The sequence below is a fragment of the Sciscionella marina DSM 45152 genome, assembly GCF_000379465.1.
Lineage (GTDB): Bacteria > Actinomycetota > Actinomycetes > Mycobacteriales > Pseudonocardiaceae > Sciscionella > Sciscionella marina.
This window is the reverse complement of sequence record NZ_KB905381.1, coordinates 21351-39348: the sequence shown is the minus strand read 5'-3', so window position 1 is coordinate 39348 and position 17998 is coordinate 21351. Positions and strand designations below refer to the sequence as shown.

Below are 17998 nucleotides of genomic sequence, written 5' to 3'. Positions count from 1 at the left end.
CTCGGCATAGATCGGCAAAGTCGGCCACATCCCCTTCGATCAAGACGCCGCGAACCTGTTCTCCCAACTCGCCGCCAGTCGCTACGAACAGGCATCGATCATGGTCACCTCAAATTTGCCGTTCGGGCGCTGGGGACAAGCCTTCTCCGACGGCGACGACGTCGTCGCAGCAGCCATAATCGACCGCCTCGTCCATCACGCCGAAGTCCTCACCCAGCAATGAAGATGTGTGTCCCAGTGTCTTGTCCGAACGCACCAATCCCTGGCGTGGGAGTAAGCTCCGCACCGTCCGCGAGCGTCATCTTCTGTCTCGCGTTGAACGTGCCGAAACGGTACTGCGCAGGGCCCCGGCGACACGCCCGGCAGCGGCCGCACACCGCATGCCAGTTCAACACGACGAAATCGCCGGGCCGCACCGAGTCCACGTCCTCGCCGACGCTCTCTACAGCACCGGCGGCTGCGTGCCCCAGCAGATTCGCGCCCCAGCGGAAGGGGGAACCCATCGTTGACCCCACCCTCACGGTGGGTCAGATCCGTGTGGCATACCCCGCAGGCGGCCACCGCGCTGGCCGATGAGCCGATGACCGACCTGATCGAACGGTACGCGCCGAGGATGGCCGCCCTCGCCCGTGAGGTCTACTCGGTCGCCGAGGGCCAGGGTGTGCACCTCGAACCGTTCGACGCATACCGGGCCGCGGCATTCAACCAGGACGCCGACCCCGGCGCTGCACAGCAGCGCGACCACCGACCTCGTCACCTGGCTTCGTGGCCAGCACAAGACCCGAAGCGGTGTATGGCGGGACATTGCCGTGCGCGGACGTCCCACCGAATCGGTCCCCCGGTTCAGCGCCATCATCGCCATGGCCGAACGGCGGCGGCTGGCCACCCCATTGCTGCGTGAACCGGTGGAAGTGCTGCATTGCTTGGAGACCGGAGAGCTTCCCAGGCGCGGTCCCGCGCATTCACCTCCGGATAACCGACCGCCGCAGAGATGTCCGGCGAGCCGAGCGGCCTTGATCGCCTCGCCGGACCGAAACGATCCGGTCTCAGCCGGGCATACTGCTGTGGTCACTTCGGCTTCGGCCGTCGTGGTCCACGGTCGGCAGCCGGAGATCGAGTTGATTGGCCGGTCCTGCGGTGAGCCAGGTTTTCCTGGTCGTAGTGCCGTATCCGGTGGCGATGACGTTGTAACTGCCCGGGTCGAGGTCGAGCTCGTAGCTGCCGTTCCGGTCGGTGCGGGTTTGCCTGAGCAGCACACCGTCCGGCGCGAACACGGTGACACCCGCGTCCGGGTGCGGGTTCCCGTACGGGTCCCGGATCGTGCCGCGCATGCAGGCACGCATCTTTCGCTTCCACAGCACGAAGTCGGCGGCAGTGGGTGCCCCGTCCCGGATACGTACCCGTCCGGCCACCGCACCCCGTCCGCCGCCGGTGACCGCGGTGAGGTATTGGCCTGCCGGGCAGTCGGAGAAGCGGTAGTAGCCGGTCACCGGATTGGTTTCGGTGTAGGCGAACTCCTCCCCGGAGAGCCGGAGCAGGGTGACCCTGGCCGCCGCTGGTGCACCGTCGTCACCGGTGACCTGGCCGACCACGGTGTTGCCGAGCCGAGTCTCCACGAGCATCGCCTCGCTCGGCGTGGACAGCTCGCGCAGCGATTGGTGCACGTGGGTGAGCGTGCGCAGAATCGGATCGCTGGCTCGGGTTTCCGGCGCGGCAACCGTCCGCTCGAACAGTGCCACCTCGGCGGCGATCAGCGGCGCAGAGGCACTCGGCTGATCACGGCCGATGCGAACCCTGGTGAGTTCCTCGGCGGCCGTGGCCAGCGCTCGGCAGGCTGCGGCGAGTCCCTGCTGACGGTGCGCCCGTCCGCCCTGGAACGCGACGGCCAGCACTCGGGTGGAGCTGGCGATACTGGCGTACAGCGAGAGGCGGTGCCGGACGCGGCGCGGACTGTTGTTCCACAGCAACGGCCGCGTCATGGGTTTCGCCACCAGGCTGAGCTGGCGCATACGGTCGTCGAGCGTCCTGGACGCGGCGGCGAGATCGGTGTCGTCCGGGGCACCGACCGGATCGAGCCGGTTCGCCGTGGCGTACAACAGCGCGCCGAGCTGGTTCAGGAACATATCCCGGGCCGATCGGAACGTGTCCCGTGTGGACAGCGGCATCACGATCAGCGCAACCAGGAACCCGATCCCCGCCCCGATCGCGGTCTCCTCCAGCCGGAGCAACAGGAATCCGGGCGAGAATTCGTGCAGCACACTGTAGAGCTGACCGAGCATGATCGTCAGGAAGAAGATCATATAGGCGTACGAGAACCGCAACAGATAGAAACCGCAGAACATCGAGCAGACGATGACCACGATCGACCAGATCGGCTGGCCCGCCGTCAGTTCCGCGAACCCGATGGAGACGCCGAGCCCGACCAGCGTTCCGAGTACCCGGTTCCACCCCTTGATGAACTGTTCGCTACGAGTGGCCGTCCCGGCGAACATCAGGAACGCGGCGAGGACCGCCCAGTAGTAGCGGCTCTCCGAGAGTTCGCGGCCGGCGAGGATCGCCAACCCGCCCGCGATCGCCACCTGCACGGCCTGCCGGGTGGACATCGCCATCCTGGCCAGCGGATTCCACCGGTGGCCGCGCGCGTGTACCCCACCCGCGGCCGCCGCCGAGCCCGGCAGGTTGCCCATCACCAGTCCCACAACCGGTTCGAACTCCTGGTGTTCCGCCTCATCCCGGCGCGCCAGCGTCTCCCGGTCCGCGGCCAGTGCCACGAACTCGAGCACCGCGGCGGCGAAATGCCGGGCGGCCCACCAGCTCTCGGTTCCCGGTTCCGTTCCACCGGCATCCCCGGGTTCGCTGAGCCCGGTAAGCTGCTGGGCCGCCTGCCGGGCATCCTGGTCGTCCTGGCGGGCCAACCGGTCGGCCACCCGCGCCGCCAGCAGGCGCACCGATGACTCGGCACCGCCCAGCGCCTTGGCCGCGGTGGCCATCCGGTCGACCGCCTGCTGCGCCTCCACCAATTTCCGGCGCAACACCGCCGCCGAATCGCCTGGCGGCAAGGCCCCCGGCTCACCGGATACCGCTTCGATCATCAAGGCGATCTCAGCCAGATTCGTGTGACCGCGCTGAATGCGCCGCCACGCCCTGGCCTGCCTCACCTCGTCCGGCTCTCGATCGGCGAGCAGCGCGGACACCGCCTGCGCCGTCGCCCGGGCCCGGGCATCGAACGACCGCACGGCCCGGTCCAGCGTGCGAGCCGGATTCTCCCGCAGCACCGTGGTCGAGAGCAGGACGACCCAGACCGTGCCGATGGCGATCGCGATCAGCAACATCGGCAGCATCTCGAAGGTGGCGTGCAGGAACGAGGAGAAGAAATACCCCATCCATCCCATGAACCCGTAGAAGAAATACGGGATGCCGAACTTGCGGATGAACACCGCGATGAACATGACGACCACGAACACGCCGAGCATCAGATCGATGTTCCACGAGACCAGGACACCGACGGACATACCGGCACCGAGCGCGACGGGGAAAAACAATGCGGTGCGCACCTTCGGCCACACCCCGGTCCCGCCGAGCGCCTGTGCCCCCAGCATCGCGACCATCGCGCCGAGCAGCATCACGACCAGCGTGAGCTTGGCGTCGGCGCCGATCAGCACGGCGAACCCGTACTCCACCGCGAGCGCGCTGGCCATGCTGACCGCCGAGCCACCCGCCATCCGGAGCCGCCCGAGTCCGGGATCCGAAGCGATCAGCCGATTCCACAGTCCGAAGAACCGCTCGGGCACTGACGATCATCCTTCCTCGAGCGCCGGACTGCAGGCATCGACTACCACGTCGCGAGACGGAGCAACGCCGGAAGGCGCGCCACACGATCAATTGCCTGTACCATACCGGCAATTATCGGTATAGTACAGGCTATGAGCGAAGATGACGCCCTGACCAGCGTCGATGTGCCCGAGCAGCCGGACACACTCGACACTGTCGAGCTCGCCACCGCGGTGCTGGTCCGGAACTTCGAACTGCTGCGCAGGCGCAGCGACATCTACACCACGCTCGACCGCTCCGAGTACCTGCTGCTGCGCAGCCTCGAAACCACGAACTCGGCCGATATCCGGTCCCTCGCCGCCGCGCTCGGACTGGATCCCTCCACCGTCGGCAGGCAGATCGCCGCGATGCAGCACAAAGGACTCGTCACCCGGCGATCCGATCCGCACGACCGGCGATGCAGCCTCATCTCGGCGACCGCGGAGGGCCGCAGCAGAATGGCCGACACCAAAGGCAAACGCCGGCAGAGCCTCAGCGAAACCCTCGACGACTGGACCGATGACGAACTCCGCGCCTTCGCCGAGCATCTCCAGCGCTACAACCGGGCGATCGCCCGCCAGTTCCTCGAGTCCCCGGCCCAACCACGTCCGACACTGGAACCACTCGCTCACCGCCGCTGAAGTCCTCCACGGACGGCAACACGAGACTCCACGCCCCAGGGCGGTACGCGAGTGGCCGCCTCATCCCCGGAGCCGGAAGACCGGTCCGTCGCGGCAGACCAGCGGAGCCTCGTGCGTTCCGTCTCCGTCACCGGCCGCACAGCCATGGCAGTAGCCGAGACCACAGGCCATGTGCGCCTCGATCGAGACCTGTACGGTCGCGTGCCAGCGAGCGGCGAGTTCCCCGGACATCCGGGTCAATCGCGCCGATCCGCTGGTGAGGATCTGCTGCGGCGGATCGCCGTCGAACCCCCGGTGCAGTCGTTCGCGCAGCACGGCGACCCCGCTGGTCTCATCGGCGTCAGTGGCCAGCCGGACATCGCCGTGGCAGCCGCGGAAAACCTCCGCACCGATGATCGCGGATTCGTGCCTGCCGCTGAGCACCGCCGACACCCGGACCCCGGTTCCCGCGAGATCCTGCGCGACGGTGGTCATCGCGCAGATTCCCACCCCGCGACCGATGAGCAGGACGTGCCCGGTCTCCTCGTGGACCACGAAGCCTCGCCCCAGCGGCCCGGTGACCACGACGGTCGCGCCGGGTTCGAGGGCGGCCAGCGCCTTCGTTCCGCTACCGACGACGCCGTAGACGATGTCCACGGATCCACTGCCGGCATCACGCGTATAGATCGCCATCGGCCGCGGGAGGACCGGTCCGGACTCCGTCGCCGGACTGAGCATCACGAACTGTCCCGCCTCGGCCCGCGCGGCGATGGTCGCGCTGCGGAACCGGAGTAGCCGATAACGGTCCGTCAGTGGGCGATTGACCAGCACCTGCGTTCGTGCCCAGGTCGGCATCGGGCGCTCACCGGCGAGCACACCCAGCGTTGCCGGGGAGCTCATGACAGGCCCTCGTCCAACCGGAGCAGACCTGCGCTCAGCGCATTCGTTCCCAGGGCGACGTCCTCGATACTCGTCCATTCCGCCGGGTCGTGGCTGATTCCCGCTTTGCTCGGCACGAACAGCATCCCGCTCGGCGTGACATTGTTGATCTGCTGCGCATCATGACTGGCACCGCTGGTCATGATGCACGGCTCGATACCGCCGGCCCGGCAGCAGGCAGCGAGCTCGTCCCGGATACCGTCCGGCAGCCGGACCGGCGGCGTGTCCGCGAGCTGTTCGTGTTCGAATCCGATCCCGCGGCCCGCGCAGATATTCGCCGCCCGCCGAACGATCTCCCGCGTGGTGTTCCGCTGACGCTGGGCATCGGTACCGCGCACATCGACCCACAACCGCACGTGCCCCGCGATGGTCGTGATCGAACCCGGCTCCGCCTCGATCTTGCCGACGGTCGTCCGGGTGCCGACGTTGTCCGCACCGGCCAGCGACTCGATGGCCAGCACCACCTCCGCGGCCGCGGTCATCGCGTCCGCGCGCAAGTGCATCGGGGTCCCACCGCTGTGTGTCGCACGACCGCTGAGTTCGAGGAGAAGTCGCGTGCTACCGGAGATCGAATCGACGACTCCCAGGCGCACACCGTTCGTCTCGAGCACACTGCCCTGCTCGATGTGCAGTTCGATGAACGCGGCCCAATCCTCCGGCCGCCACCGCGCCCCGGCCACGGCGGCCGGATCGAGCCCGACCCCGGTCATGGCCTCCGCGAGACTGATCCCGTCCGCGTCGCGCTTCGCGGGTAGCTCGCTCGCACCGGTGAGTCCGGCGGCGATCCGGCTTCCGGTGCATGCCTGCCCGAAGCGCGCGCCCTCCTCCGCAGCGAACACCACGAACCGCAACGGGTGACGATGGAGGACATCGTGCTCGACGAACAACCGCGCCGCCTCCATCGCCGCACACACCCCGACGATCCCGTCGAAGGCTCCGGCGTTCGGCACACTGTCCAGATGCGAACCGGTGCCGATGGCGTGCAGCGCCGGATCGGCACCGGGACGTTCCGCGAGGGTGTTGCCCGCGGCATCGGCCCACACCGTCAGCCCCAGCGCGGACATCCGTTCCGCGAAAATCTCGTGCGCGTCTCGTTCAAGTGGCGTGTACGCGAGCCGCGTGACACCTGGACCACTCTCGGGTTCGGACAACTGCGCGAAAACATCGATCAGTTGACGCAGGCGCTCTTGGTCGGCGATGAGATCGGTCACTGCGTGCGCCCCTTCGCTTCGTGTTCCGAGAGGAGAGCGGTCGTCGTCAGATCGGTGACGGCCGCTTGCGCGTCCGAGGCGAGTACCGCGGCCACCGCGACGAGCCGGCCGCCATTACCGGAAACCAAGCGGCGCAACACCTCCAGCCGACGGTCACTCCACTGCGTGGCCACCGCCACGACATGTGCGCCTTGACCGATCGGTTCGTTGAACGTGAGAACGCCTTCCGCTTCCGAGGCACGGCTCACGGTCGCACCGAGATGAAACGCGACGGCGTTGGCGAGCACCGCCTCATCGCAGGTATTCCAGACCACCAGCACTTCCGGGCCCGAATCCCTCGTCAACTCCGCAAGCGCACGGGCGAGCACATCGACGTCCCCCGGTGACCGAGCGGTGTTGATCGTCGGGCCGTAAGTATCCGCGGCGACACCGAGCGTACGAAACGCTGCCGCGAGAGTGATTGTATTCGACACGATTCCTCGCTTTCACACTGTGGCTTGAACGTCGGGAAATCCGTTATTTCATCGGCTCCTCGAGCCGCCTGCCACGCCGGTCGGGAATGAGGAACATGGCTACCATGTCGACGATGTAGATCAGCGCGAGAAAACCCAGCGCGGCGCCGAATCCCTGCCAGCTCGCGATCAGCGCCACGACCAGCGGAGCGAACCCGCCCACCCCGCGCCCGATGCCGAACAGCACGTTCTGCGCCGTGGCCCGCGCCGCCGTCGGGTAATTGTCCGCGATGATCGCGCCGTAACCACCGAGCATGCCGTTCGCGAAGATCCCCATGACAGCACCACCGACCAGGACGGCTGCCGATGAGGTGAGCTGGCTGTACACGAGAAGCGAGATGAACGCGCCCGCCTGAAAAATCCAGAACGAGCGACGCCTGCCGATCCGGTCGGAGATCTGCCCGAAGATCATCACTCCGGATATCATTCCGATCACCGTGACCGCGGTCCAGATTCCGGAATTGGTCATGCTCAACCCGAGCTGCTTGCTCAGATAGGTGGGAAGCCAGGTAAGAATTCCGTAGTAGCCGAAGTTCTGTACCGAACAGATGATGATGATACCGATACTGGTGCGTACGGTTTTGGCGTCGGCGACCAGCAAACGGTACGGGTTCTCCCGTTTCTCCGCCGCATTGGACACACGCCGGTGCCGCACGAAGGCTTCCGGTTCGGGCAGCCGCAACCGCAGCACGATGGCGACGATCGCCGGGATGACACCGATGACGAACAGTCCCTGCCAGCCCCACAAGGCGATCACCGGAGCGGAGATGACCGAGGCGAGCAGTACACCGAACTGAAAACCGACACCGACCACGGAGGTGGCCCTGGTCCGCTTGATCGTCGGAAACGCCTCCGCCGCCAGCGCCATGCCGATACCGAATTCACCGCCGATACCGGCGCCCGCGATGAAGCGGAACACTGCCATCTCGGCGAATCCCTGGGAGAGCGCGGTAAGGCCGGTGAAGATCGCGAACAACAGGATCGAGTAGGTCAGGATGCGGACGCGACCGAAGCGGTCGGCAAGGGCGCCGAAGAACATCGCGCCGGTGACCGCGCCGATCAGGGTGATCGTCGCGAGCGAACCTCCCTGGGTGTCGGACAGGCCGAGGCTCACCGTGATCGCGGGCAACGCGAACCCGAGGATCTGGAGATCATAACCGTCCATGGCATACCCGATCGTGGCGCCGAACACCGCCTTGCGCCCGTACGAGGTGACCTCCTCGGGTTCGGCCGTGCCGGTCGCCCGCGAGTCGTCTCCGGCCATTTGGGTACTTCCCGCATCGACATCGTCGTCGTTGCTCATTGCTAGTCCTCCGCTCGGATGGTGAGTGTTCCGATGAGATCCGAGATCCTGTCCACACCGAGCCGCCGCGCCATCGCGGGCAGTTCCTCGACGACCTTGGCCATCACGTACGGCTGGGCGAAGTTGGCGGTTCCGATCTGCACCGCCGTGGCACCGGCGAGGAGGAACTCCGCGACGTCGCTCGCCGCGCGGATACCACCGCAGCCGACGACGGGAATACCGGCTGCCTGCGCGGCAAGCCAGACGAGCCGCAGCGCGAGGGGCTTGACCACAGGCCCGGAAACGCCGCCCATCCCGTTGCCCAGCTCGGAGGTTCGGCGATCCGGATTCACCGCCATGCCGGGAAAGCTGTTGCACACCGTGACGGCGGTGGCACCGGCATCCTCCGCGGTCTTCGCGGCTTCGCCGATCGTCTGGAGCTGCGGGCTCAGTTTGACCAGTACCGGTTTCGCGCTGCGGGCGACCACACCGGCGACGACCTCGCTCATCGCGCGCGGATCGGTGTCGAGTGTCTGGCCACCTCGTTCGAGATTGGGGCAGGACACGTTGATTTCGAAAGCGGCGTGCTCGGTATCGGCCAGCTCTTCGGCGACTCGCCAATACTCCTGTGTGGATAGTCCACCGATGCTGATCACCACCGGCGCATCGAGGGCCGCGTATCCCCCCAGTCCCGACCGGCGGAATTCCGCCACCCCCCGGCTCGGGATTCCGACACTGTTGAGCATGCCGTTCGGCACTTCGGTGATCCGGTGTGTCGCGTTCCCCGGACGGGCGCTGGCGAACACCGTCTTGGTGACGACAGCACCGAGCGTCTCGACGGGCAGCAGGTCGGCCAGTTCCGGACCGAAGCAACCCGAGGCGGGCATCACCGGGTTCGCCAGTGTGAGGCCACCGAGTTCGACCCGCGTATCGACCCATGGGGCCGCGGGACCCGGCGCACCGTGCTCCCGGGGAGCGTCGGCGATTGATGTCGTCATCAAAGGGAGACCTGTTTCGTATCCCGGATCGGACCGGCTAGGTGGCGGATGGATGACGCAGCGGATCGAGCACAGTGGCGCAGTCACCGGCGCCGGGCAGCGCGAGGATCCCGTCCCACAGCGCATCGGCGCCCACCCCCACGAGACCGGTGAACTTGTCCCGCAGTTCCTGGGCCGAGAGCGGATCATGATGATGCCCGCGTGGATCCTCGACGAGCGCGGACAGCGTCCGCTCCGGAGTGTGCACGGCGACCTCGACCGGTGCGTGCTCCGGCCAACGATCCTCGAACTCGGGGTCGACCTCGACTCGGACCTTCTCGGCCAGCCGGGCCACACCGGCGTCGTAGTCGAAGGTCCCGACCGTCGACACGCGCCGCGTCAGCGCCGCCGATACGGCGTAGGGCAAGGAGAACCGCGCGGAGAGGTCGTTCGGGAACGGCTCGCGGTCGAGCTTGAGGTTGTTGGCGACGGTGCGGACCTCCACGGCGCTGATGTCCGCGACGGGCACCGCGGGCAGCGACAGCACCGCATCGACCGCACCGTGGGTCAGCGCGCAGGCACTGTGGCGTTTGAAGTAGTTCCGCATGATCCGCGGCCGCACCGGATCCGGTGGCGCGGTCAGTGCACCGACATCGACCGGTTGCCCCGTCAGTTCCCCGAAGAGCGCGGGAATCGATTCCAGCGATCCGGTGAATCCCGCGCGCACCAACCGGTTCGCCCGCACGGCGGTCTGGGCGGCCATCCCCATCGCGGTATTGCGTGCGGTCGCGCCCACGTAGCAGGCGTTCCACACCGGAACGACGGGTGTCGTCGCCGCGATCGCCGCGGCTTCCACCGGGTCCTCGCCGAGCAGCAGCGCCACGCTCACCGCGGCCCCGATCCCGGCGAGATGGCCGTGCGGGTGTGTCGGAGGACGCAGCCGGAACGCGGTGAGCAGCCGTGCACTGACCTCGTACCCGGCCACTACCGCGTCCAGCAGTTCGCGACCGGACCGGTGCTCCGCCTCGGCCACGGCGAGGGCCGCGGGCACGATGTGCATTCCGGGATGCCCGGTCGGACGCGTTCCCTCGTCCAGCTCGAGGAAACTTCCCGCCGAGGCGTTGTGGAACGCGGCCTGCTCCGCGGGCGCGAGGCCCGCCCCTGCGGCCCACACCGTGGATCCGTGACCACCGGGTGCGGCCCCGGATCCGTCCTCGGCGGCGCGCAGCTTCGCCATCTCGGCGGTGCGCCCGCCCGCGATGCTCACCCCGACGGAGTCGGCGATCACGTGCGCCGCGTGCCGGAGCACCGGCTCGCCGAGTGTTCCGGCCGTGAGCGCCCCGGCCTGGCCGATCGCCTCGTGTACCGCCGAGGTCAGCTCCTCGAGAGAACTCATGCGCTCAACCGACCGGTATCGCCCGCGCGATGCTCGGCGCGGACGAACCGGCCCCGGCGCTCACCGACGATCTCGCGATCGCGGACGACGACCTCGCCGCGCAGTACCGTCGCGACCGGACCACCGCACAGCTCGACACCGTTCCACGGGCTGACCGGCTGCTTGGCGATCAGCTCCTCGTTGCGGACGGTCCGGCGCAGCTGGGGATCGACGATGACGAGGTCGGCATCGCTGCCGGGGCGGATCACGCCCTTGCGGGGATAGAGGCCGTAGAACTTCGCGGTCTGCGTGGCGGCGACCTCGGCGAGCCGCATCGCCGTGGTCCTGCCGCGTGCCAGCGCGTCCAGCAAGACCGGCCCGAAGGTCTCGCAGCCGACCGCCCCCGCGGGCTGCGTCTCGAACCCGCGTGCCTTTTCCTCCACGGTGTGCGGCGCGTGGTCCGATCCGACCGAGGAGATGGCGCCCTCGTTGAAACCGGCCCACAGCGCGTCCTGGTCCCGCTGTTCACGCACCGGCGGGTACACCTTCATCACCGGGCCGACCTTCGGGTAGTCGGCATCGGTCAGTGTCAGGTACTGCGGACAGGTTTCCGCGCTGACGGTGATCCCGTTGCGCTGCGCGGTGCGCACGGCGTCGAGACCGGTTTCCGAGGCGAGGTGCACCACGTGGAAACGGCATCCGGTTGCCTTCGCGAACTGAGCCGCGATCGAGATGGTCGTGGCCTCCGCGACCGCGGGCCGGGCAGCGAGCAGATCCTCGTAGGTCTGGATCGGGTGGCCGAGGTTTTCCTGGCTCGTCGCGAGGACATCCTTGTCCTCGCAGTGCGCCGCGAGCACACCGCCGTGCTTGGCGACCTCGGAGAACAGCTGCAGCACCTGCCCGTTCGGCGGTGGCATCAACAGGTTCTCCGGCGGCTCGTCACCGAGGTTGTACACCAGCGAACGGGTCTCGCGGTGCAGCGCGTATCCCCAGAACAGCTTGACCGCGACCGCACCCGCCTCGAACATCGGCCCGATCTGGTCGAGATTGGTGTCCCCGAGAGCCAGGCCCCACAGGCCGAAGTCCGTCCACGCCGACCGTTCGTGCTCGCGGCGGCGCTGTTCGAAGACCTCGGCCGACTCGACCGGCGGGATCGCGTTGGGCATTTCCAGCACGGTGGTGACGCCGCCGACGAGGGCACCCCGGGTCGAGTGGTCGAAATCTTCCTTGTGGCTGTTTCCGGGTTCGCGGGAATGCACGTGCGGATCGATGAATCCGGGGAACACGAGTTTCCCCGCGGCGTCGTACTGTTCGTCGGCGTCGACCCGTGCACCCCGGTCCAGGATCGCCGTGATGGTCCCGTCCGTGCAGAGCAGATCGCTGTCCAGAAGGCCCGCCGGGGTGACGAGCCGGCCGTTGGTGATGTGCAACCTCATATGTCTCTCCTCTGACTTCGATCCGGCTCGTGCTCACGCGCGACCGGGTCCGTTCCCAGATCGATGACCGTGCCGATCCCGGCCTTCTGCGCGCGGTCGAGCACTCCGGCCGCGCAGACCAGATCCTGGATGGCAAGGCCGTGCGACTCGAAAACGGTGATGTCGTCGCCATCGACCCTTCCCGGCACGGAACCGGTGAGCACCGCGGAGAATTCGCTCGCCTCGCCCGGATCCAGGTCGTTGGCCAAGAGATCACCGCACTCCAGCGCGGCTACGGCAGCCGAATCGACGCTGACGTGCGCCGCCCGGTGGAAGCTCGTCCGGTCGAGCTCCCGGCGCGCGGCATGATTGCTGCCCACGGCGTTGACGTGCGTACCGGCACGCAGGAGTCCACCGTCGAACAGCGGCTCGGCGGCCCCCGTCGCGGTGACGACGACATCCGCGCGCGGTACCGCGTGTTCCGCGCTGATCCCTGGCTCCACGTCCAACCAGGGATGTGCCTCGCGCAGGGCGGCGGCCGTACGCGAGGCACGGTCCGGGTCTCTGCCGACGACCAGCACCGTCCGCAGTTTCGGCAGCACCCCGGCCAGCGCCGTGATCTGGGCCGGCGCCTGAAATCCCGTCCCCAGCAAGCACACCGTGGCGCTGTCCGGACGGGCCAGCACCTCGGTCGCGAGCGCCGAGGCCGCCGCGGTCCGCCGCTGACCGAGCAGGTCCGCCCCGACCAGTCCGCGCAGTTCGCCCGATGCGCAGGAATAGACCAGCACGGTGATGACGCTCGCGCGATTACTTTCCGCGCGCACCACGGGATAGGACTTCACCACGATGGTGTCGAGCGCAGGCGCGATCGCCGACATGATGTTGAGCCTCACCCGTCCCACGCCGCTGCGCCGCCGGGGTTCATCCCACGCCTCGCCCGCCGCCAGCAGCTCGAACGCCGTGCGCACATCCGCGAGCGCTGCCTCGGGCGGCAGCAGCCCGTCGATGTGCTGGTCGTCCAAGACCCGCGGCATGACTTCCTCTCCGACGGCTCTCAGGTTTACCGGCGCCGCCCACCGGAGAACGATATTGGAAACTGCTTTCCACTTCGATAGACTGAGCCTGGCCGATCGCTCGCTGCGTTGTCAACCCACACCGGAGGTCGCCTAGAATCTCGGCCGAAGTGCCGGCGGCAGGCGGCAATGGCGTCACGAGGCCGCGCACAGAGCGAAAACATCACGGGAGGAGACTCAGCCGATGAGTGCCGCACGCCCCCTCGAGGTCATCGTCCGCACCGTGGAGGTCCTCAACGCGGTCGGCGCCGCACGTTCCGGGCTGACGCTGCAGGAGCTGCACGACGAACTCGACATCCCCCTCGGCAGCCTGCATCGCATCCTCACCACACTCGGCCAGGTCGACTACCTCCGGCGGTCCCCGGTCACGAAGCGATACTTCATCGGGCGGGCGGCGCGCGGGCTCACCGGCGGCACCGGATCACACAGCGCCCGGCTGGTGAAACCGCCCGCGGCCCTCGTCGACGCCGCCGACGAGACCGGTGAGACCGTCTTCCTCACCGAATTCATCGGCGATGTCCCGGTCTGTGTCTCGATCGTGGAGGCGGAGCACGCGCTGCGACTGTTCGTGCGCATCGGACAGGAAATGCCACTGCATGCCGCGGCGTCGAGCCGGGCGATCCTGGCCTATCTCGATGAGAACATCGTCCGTGCCTTGCTCGAAGGGGTCGAGCTGACCGAGTACACCGATGGAACTCCGCACCACGTCGACGATGTCATGCACCTGCTCAAGGAGGTCCGGGACAAGGGCTACGCGGTGTGCGACAACGAACTCGACCCGGACGCCTGGGCGGTATCGGTACCGATCCGCGACGGCGACGATCGAGTCCTCTCCAGCGTCACCATCACCGCCCCTGGTTCGCGGGTCGCGGATCCCGATGTCCGGGTGCGGATGACCGAGGCGGCACAACGCGCCGCCGAGCGGATGTCGGCCGAACTCGGCTGCCCCGGGCCCACGTCCTGATGACCACCCGACGATCGATCGGCCTGATCGCCACCGGCGGCACCATCTCCGTGGCTCCGCCATCGGCCGAAGAACAACAGCACCGCGGCGTGGAAGCATTGACGCTGGCACGAAGCGACCGTCCAGCAGGGATCGAGGTTTTCCCGCGGGACGCACTCGGCCTGTCCTCGCGGCGGATGACCCCCGGCGACCTGTGGACCCTCGCGGCCGCGGTCGGCGACGAGATGTCCGCGGACCGCGATGGCGTTGTGCTCACCCATGGTACGGACACCCTCGAGGAAACCGTCTACGCGCTCGGCCTGCTCGTCGAGACAACGGCCCCTGTCGTGGTCACCGGTGCCATGCGATCACCACATCTGGCCGGGCCCGATGGTCCGGCCAACCTCCACGCGGCCCTGGTGGCCGCGGCCGACCCGAGGCTGGCATCGTACGGGCCGGTCGTCGTTTTCCAGGACGAGGTGCACGTCGCGAAGCTCGTCACCAAAATGCACAGCACCCGGGTCGCGGCGTTCGGTTCACCGGCCGCCGGACCGGTCGGCTTCGTCGCCGAGGATCGGCTGGAGCTGTTGCTCGGTCCCCCACCGGGAACCGATCTCCTCCCTCGCTCCGGCCCACCCAGCGCCCGGGTCGGCCTCGTGCACGCGGCTACCGGGGTCGACGGCTCCACAGTGGACTCGATCGCGTCCGATGTGGACGCTGTCGTGGTGGCGGCCCTCGGCGCCGGACACGTCTCCCCCGCCCTCGGTACGGCACTCGTCCGCCTCGCGGACTCGGGCAAACCCGTCGTGGTCACCAGCCGGTGCCCGGATGCCGCACTCCTGCGGCACACCTACGACGGCGCGGGATCCGAGACCGACCTGCGCCGCGCGGGACTGTATTTCGCCGGCCTGCTCTCCGCGCCGAAAGCACGTCTGCGGCTCCTGTTCGGGCTTTCCGCCGGGATTCCCGCGCGCGAGCTGTTCCCCGACCGGCGCCCCTGACACCGCGGGGGGCTTCGCCTCGATATCCGCCCGATCAAAGGAGATCGCCATGTCCGGTACCAGTACCGAGGTCATCGTCATCGGCGGTGGCAATGCCGGGTTCTGCGCAGCGCACGCGGCGGCCGAACGCGGACGCCGAGTAGTCGTGCTCGAGCGCGGTGAACCGCAGTACGCGGGCGGAAACTCCTATTTCACGGCGGGCGCGACCCGGATCGCACACCGCGGCCTCGACGAGCTCCGCGCCATCGTCGAACCCGACGAGCGGCATGCGCGTACCGTCGTCCCGCCCTACAGCGCCGAGGAATACCGGGCCGATCTCGCGCGGGTGACCGAAGGACGTACGGACCCGGCCATGGCGGATGTCCTGGTCACCGAGGCCACCGATGGCGTGCGCTGGCTGCACGAGCTCGGCCTGCGCTACCGGCTCATGTACGAACGCCAGTCCTATGCCCGGCCCGATGGCTCATACCTGTTCTGGGGTGGATTGCCTATCGGCAATGTCGGCGGTGGCGAAGGACTCATTGCCGATCACTTCGCCGTGGCCGGCCGGTATGGCGAGGAGATCCGCCACGGCGCCACGGTCACCCGGTTGCTGACCGACGGAGATGCCGTCTTCGGTGTCGGTTACCTCGCCGACGGCGAGGAACACGAGCTGTACGCGGACACCGTCGTGATCGCCTCCGGAGGTTTCGAGGCAAACCCACGAATGCGCGAACGCCACCTCGGCGCGGGCTGGGCCAACGCGAAACTCCGCGGGACTCCGCACAACGACGGCACGATGCTCCTGGCCGCCCTCGAGCTCGGAGCCGCCCACGGTGGTGACTGGTCCACCGCGCACAGCGTCCAATGGGATGCGTTCACCGCCTGCAACGAGTCCAATCGCGCCCTGACAAACCGGCTGACGAGACAGAGTTATCCGCTTGGCATCATCGTCAACCGCGCAGGGAACCGTTTCCTGGACGAAGGAGCCGACTTCCGCAACTACACCTACGCGAAATACGGGCGCGAGATCCTGGCCCAGCCCGGGAACGTGGCGTATCAGATCTTCGACGCCGAGCTCCGGCCGAGCTTGCGCACCGAGGAATACGATATGCCCGGCATCAGTGAGATCACCGCGGATTCGGTTCCCGAGCTCGGTGACCGGCTGGGTATCGACGTGGACCGGTTCACGAAAACCGTCGAGGCCTTCAATCGCTCGATCGAGCGGGACCGTCCGTTCGATCCGACCGTCAAGGACGGCCGTCGTGCCGAAGTCGACCCGCCGAAATCCAACTGGGCGGCACCGATCGAGACACCACCCTTCTACGCCTATCCCGTCACCTGCGGCATCACGTTCACCTTCGGCGGACTGAAAGGCGACCTTTCCGGCCGCGTGCTGCGCGAGAACGGATCATCCATCGACGGATTGCTGGTCTGCGGCGAAGCTCTCGGCGGTCTGTTCAGCGGGAACTACCCCGGTGGATCCGGCCTGGCCGCCGGAATCGTGTTCGGCCGGCGCGCGGGCTCCATAGCGTAATCCCACATCGGAGGCTCCGGCCGCACACCTCCACCTCTTGCCTACGGTGTTTCCACCACCGTGGCTGCCAGTGGAGCCACCTCGTCGCATTCACGCGGTGGACACGGTGATGCAGGGGATCTCCGCGTGCACCGCGCGCACCATGTCACGATGATCCGCACTGAGCGGGCACATCGCCTCCTCTGACAGAAAACCGAGCAACAACCGCTCGAACGGATCGTGCTGGCGATCCAGGAGCTTCGGGCAGATCCTGGCAGCACCGTTGTTCACAGGTACCGGCATTTGATCAAGTGCCGTCCTGCAGGTGGCGTTCTTCTTCTCGCTGTGGCGGCCGAATACGTTGGAGATATGGCGGCGACGTGCTGACTATTCGCTCGCTACGCATCGCGCGGCGTCGACGAAGTGTCGGACGGCTGGGTTGGTTTCATCGCGTCGGGCGAGGCGTAATTCTATGTATGGGGTGGTTCCGCGTAGGGGGCGGAACGCGACGTCGCTGCGGCCGGCGGTTGCGTAGAAGGATGGTTGCAGTGATATGCCGGTTCCGGCGGCCACGAAAGCGAGTTGAGTGTCGATGTCGCCGCCTTCGGCTGCGATGTGCGGGCTGAATCCGTGCTCGCGACAGTAGGCGATGAGGATGTCGTAGAAGTCGGCATTGAGGTGACGTGGCCAGGTGATGAACGGTTCGGCGGCGAGCTGGGCGGGGTCGATCGCGCTCATCCCGGCCAGCGGATGATCCTGCGGGAAGACCGCGACCAGTGGGTCCGCGGTCAGTGGTTCGAGAATCAGGTCTTCGGCGGTGGTGGTCGCGCGCACGATGCCGACGTCGATGCGCCTTTCGGTGAGAGCTTGCAGCTGTGCCGCGGTTTCCATGTTGGCGAGATCGATCTGGAGCTCGGGATGCTCGGCGCGCAAGGCGCGCATGATGCTGGGAGTGATACCGGCCAGTGCGGTGCGTACCGATCCGACCAGGAGCCGTCCGAGCACACCACTTGCCGCCTGCTGAACGTCGACGGTCGCCCGCCGGAGTTCATAGAGCACTCGAGGGGTGGCGTCCATCAAGGCTCGGCCGGCCGCGGTGAGCTCCACGACCCGGCTGCTGCGCGCGAACAGCTGGGTTCCGAGTTCACGTTCGAGAGCACGGATCTGCTGGCTCAGTAGGGGCTGGCTGACGTGCAGGCGTTTAGCGGCGCGGCTGAAGTGCAGCTCTTCCGCGACGGCCATGAACAAGTGGAGACGACGAACGTCGATATCCATAACCGAACCTTATCAAACAAGCGAATATTCGGATTGTCAAAGCGCTTCCCAATCAATAGATGGGTGGTCA

At 67.5% G+C, this 17998-nt stretch carries 15 protein-coding genes and 2 pseudogenes; 5 read left to right on the top strand and 12 right to left on the bottom strand.

The window, feature by feature from the left end:
• Nucleotides 1-10 precede the first annotated feature (10 nt).
• A pseudogene (locus tag A37U_RS53405) lies at nucleotides 11-214 on the top strand (ATP-binding protein); the annotation flags it as partial.
• Between the two features lie 13 nt (nucleotides 215-227).
• Here the strand turns inward: A37U_RS53405 and A37U_RS49360 are convergent.
• A pseudogene (locus A37U_RS49360) lies at nucleotides 228-615 on the bottom strand (alcohol dehydrogenase catalytic domain-containing protein); the annotation flags it as partial.
• Between the two features lie 431 nt (nucleotides 616-1046).
• The gene (locus A37U_RS42475; protein ID WP_020495732.1) at nucleotides 1047-3791 is read right to left on the bottom strand and encodes a carboxypeptidase regulatory-like domain-containing protein; all 2745 of its coding nucleotides are present in this window, start codon (nucleotides 3789-3791) and stop codon (nucleotides 1047-1049) included.
• Between the two features lie 132 nt (nucleotides 3792-3923).
• Between A37U_RS42475 and A37U_RS42470 the strand changes: the two genes are divergently transcribed.
• Complete coding sequence (locus A37U_RS42470) at nucleotides 3924-4451, top strand: MarR family winged helix-turn-helix transcriptional regulator (RefSeq protein WP_020495731.1); 528 nt, start codon at nucleotides 3924-3926, stop codon at nucleotides 4449-4451.
• Between the two features lie 60 nt (nucleotides 4452-4511).
• Here the strand turns inward: A37U_RS42470 and A37U_RS0106100 are convergent, their stop codons facing one another.
• The 8 genes from A37U_RS0106100 to A37U_RS42460 all read right to left on the bottom strand — a co-directional run bounded on the left by A37U_RS0106100 (nucleotide 4512) and on the right by A37U_RS42460 (nucleotide 13175).
• The gene (locus A37U_RS0106100; RefSeq protein WP_020495730.1) at nucleotides 4512-5330 is read right to left on the bottom strand and encodes an iron-sulfur cluster-binding protein; all 819 of its coding nucleotides are present in this window, start codon (nucleotides 5328-5330) and stop codon (nucleotides 4512-4514) included.
• Entirely contained in the window at nucleotides 5327-6580 is a 1254-nt protein-coding gene (locus tag A37U_RS0106095) for a Zn-dependent hydrolase (protein ID WP_020495729.1), read from the bottom strand. Before A37U_RS0106095 ends, A37U_RS0106100 begins: the two co-directional genes overlap by 4 nt.
• The gene (locus tag A37U_RS0106090) at nucleotides 6577-6948 is read right to left on the bottom strand and encodes a hypothetical protein (protein WP_020495728.1); all 372 of its coding nucleotides are present in this window, start codon (nucleotides 6946-6948) and stop codon (nucleotides 6577-6579) included. Before A37U_RS0106090 ends, A37U_RS0106095 begins: the two co-directional genes overlap by 4 nt.
• Before the next feature lie 148 nt (nucleotides 6949-7096).
• A complete protein-coding gene (locus tag A37U_RS0106085) occupies nucleotides 7097-8395 on the bottom strand; it encodes an MFS transporter (protein ID WP_020495727.1) in 1299 nt (432 codons plus the stop codon).
• 2 nt (nucleotides 8396-8397) lie between these two features.
• Nucleotides 8398-9372, bottom strand: coding sequence for a dihydroorotate dehydrogenase (locus A37U_RS0106080; protein ID WP_020495726.1), 975 nt, complete (start codon nucleotides 9370-9372; stop codon nucleotides 8398-8400).
• Nucleotides 9373-9409: 37 nt separating this feature from the next.
• Nucleotides 9410-10747 carry an MmgE/PrpD family protein gene (locus tag A37U_RS42465; RefSeq protein ID WP_020495725.1) on the bottom strand — a complete coding sequence of 446 codons (1338 nt, stop codon included), beginning with the start codon at nucleotides 10745-10747 and terminating at the stop codon, nucleotides 9410-9412.
• Complete coding sequence (locus tag A37U_RS0106070) at nucleotides 10744-12162, bottom strand: dihydroorotase (RefSeq protein ID WP_020495724.1); 1419 nt, start codon at nucleotides 12160-12162, stop codon at nucleotides 10744-10746. The genes A37U_RS42465 and A37U_RS0106070 overlap by 4 nt, the downstream gene beginning before the upstream one ends.
• A complete protein-coding gene (locus A37U_RS42460) occupies nucleotides 12159-13175 on the bottom strand; it encodes an ornithine cyclodeaminase family protein (protein ID WP_020495723.1) in 1017 nt (338 codons plus the stop codon). Before A37U_RS42460 ends, A37U_RS0106070 begins: the two co-directional genes overlap by 4 nt.
• Before the next feature lie 223 nt (nucleotides 13176-13398).
• Here A37U_RS42460 and A37U_RS0106060 point away from each other — a divergent pair, with 223 nt between their 5' ends.
• Genes A37U_RS0106060 through tcuA form a run of 3 tightly spaced genes read left to right on the top strand, consistent with a single transcriptional unit; the run spans nucleotide 13399 to nucleotide 16674 of the window.
• Nucleotides 13399-14178, top strand: a complete 780-nt coding sequence (locus A37U_RS0106060; RefSeq protein ID WP_020495722.1) for an IclR family transcriptional regulator — start codon at nucleotides 13399-13401, stop codon at nucleotides 14176-14178.
• A complete protein-coding gene (locus tag A37U_RS42455; protein WP_020495721.1) occupies nucleotides 14178-15158 on the top strand; it encodes an asparaginase in 981 nt (326 codons plus the stop codon). The genes A37U_RS0106060 and A37U_RS42455 overlap by 1 nt, the downstream gene beginning before the upstream one ends.
• Before the next feature lie 49 nt (nucleotides 15159-15207).
• On the top strand, nucleotides 15208-16674 hold the full coding sequence (tcuA, locus tag A37U_RS0106050) for an FAD-dependent tricarballylate dehydrogenase TcuA (protein ID WP_020495720.1): 1467 nt from the start codon (nucleotides 15208-15210) through the stop codon (nucleotides 16672-16674).
• A 90-nt stretch (nucleotides 16675-16764) separates the two neighbouring features.
• Here the strand turns inward: tcuA and A37U_RS0106045 are convergent, their stop codons facing one another.
• Both A37U_RS0106045 and A37U_RS0106040 read right to left on the bottom strand, forming a co-directional pair.
• Nucleotides 16765-16956 carry a hypothetical protein gene (locus A37U_RS0106045; protein ID WP_020495719.1) on the bottom strand — a complete coding sequence of 64 codons (192 nt, stop codon included), beginning with the start codon at nucleotides 16954-16956 and terminating at the stop codon, nucleotides 16765-16767.
• An 84-nt stretch (nucleotides 16957-17040) separates the two neighbouring features.
• Nucleotides 17041-17928 carry a LysR substrate-binding domain-containing protein gene (locus A37U_RS0106040; RefSeq protein ID WP_026196914.1) on the bottom strand — a complete coding sequence of 296 codons (888 nt, stop codon included), beginning with the start codon at nucleotides 17926-17928 and terminating at the stop codon, nucleotides 17041-17043.
• Nucleotides 17929-17998 lie beyond the last annotated feature (70 nt).

Coding starts and splice junctions, on each gene's coding strand:
- A37U_RS42460 (WP_020495723.1), bottom strand. CDS start 13,175: ATGCCGCGGGTCTTGGACGACCAGCACATCGACGGGCTGCTGCCGCCC.
- A37U_RS42455 (WP_020495721.1), top strand. CDS start 14,178: ATGACCACCCGACGATCGATCGGCCTGATCGCCACCGGCGGCACCATC.
- A37U_RS0106070 (WP_020495724.1), bottom strand. CDS start 12,162: ATGAGGTTGCACATCACCAACGGCCGGCTCGTCACCCCGGCGGGCCTT.
- A37U_RS0106085 (WP_020495727.1), bottom strand. CDS start 8,395: ATGAGCAACGACGACGATGTCGATGCGGGAAGTACCCAAATGGCCGGA.
- A37U_RS0106080 (WP_020495726.1), bottom strand. CDS start 9,372: ATGACGACATCAATCGCCGACGCTCCCCGGGAGCACGGTGCGCCGGGT.
- A37U_RS42465 (WP_020495725.1), bottom strand. CDS start 10,747: ATGAGTTCTCTCGAGGAGCTGACCTCGGCGGTACACGAGGCGATCGGC.
- A37U_RS0106040 (WP_026196914.1), bottom strand. CDS start 17,928: ATGGATATCGACGTTCGTCGTCTCCACTTGTTCATGGCCGTCGCGGAA.
- A37U_RS0106060 (WP_020495722.1), top strand. CDS start 13,399: ATGAGTGCCGCACGCCCCCTCGAGGTCATCGTCCGCACCGTGGAGGTC.
- tcuA (WP_020495720.1), top strand. CDS start 15,208: ATGTCCGGTACCAGTACCGAGGTCATCGTCATCGGCGGTGGCAATGCC.
- A37U_RS42470 (WP_020495731.1), top strand. CDS start 3,924: ATGAGCGAAGATGACGCCCTGACCAGCGTCGATGTGCCCGAGCAGCCG.
- A37U_RS0106100 (WP_020495730.1), bottom strand. CDS start 5,330: ATGAGCTCCCCGGCAACGCTGGGTGTGCTCGCCGGTGAGCGCCCGATG.
- A37U_RS0106045 (WP_020495719.1), bottom strand. CDS start 16,956: ATGCCGGTACCTGTGAACAACGGTGCTGCCAGGATCTGCCCGAAGCTC.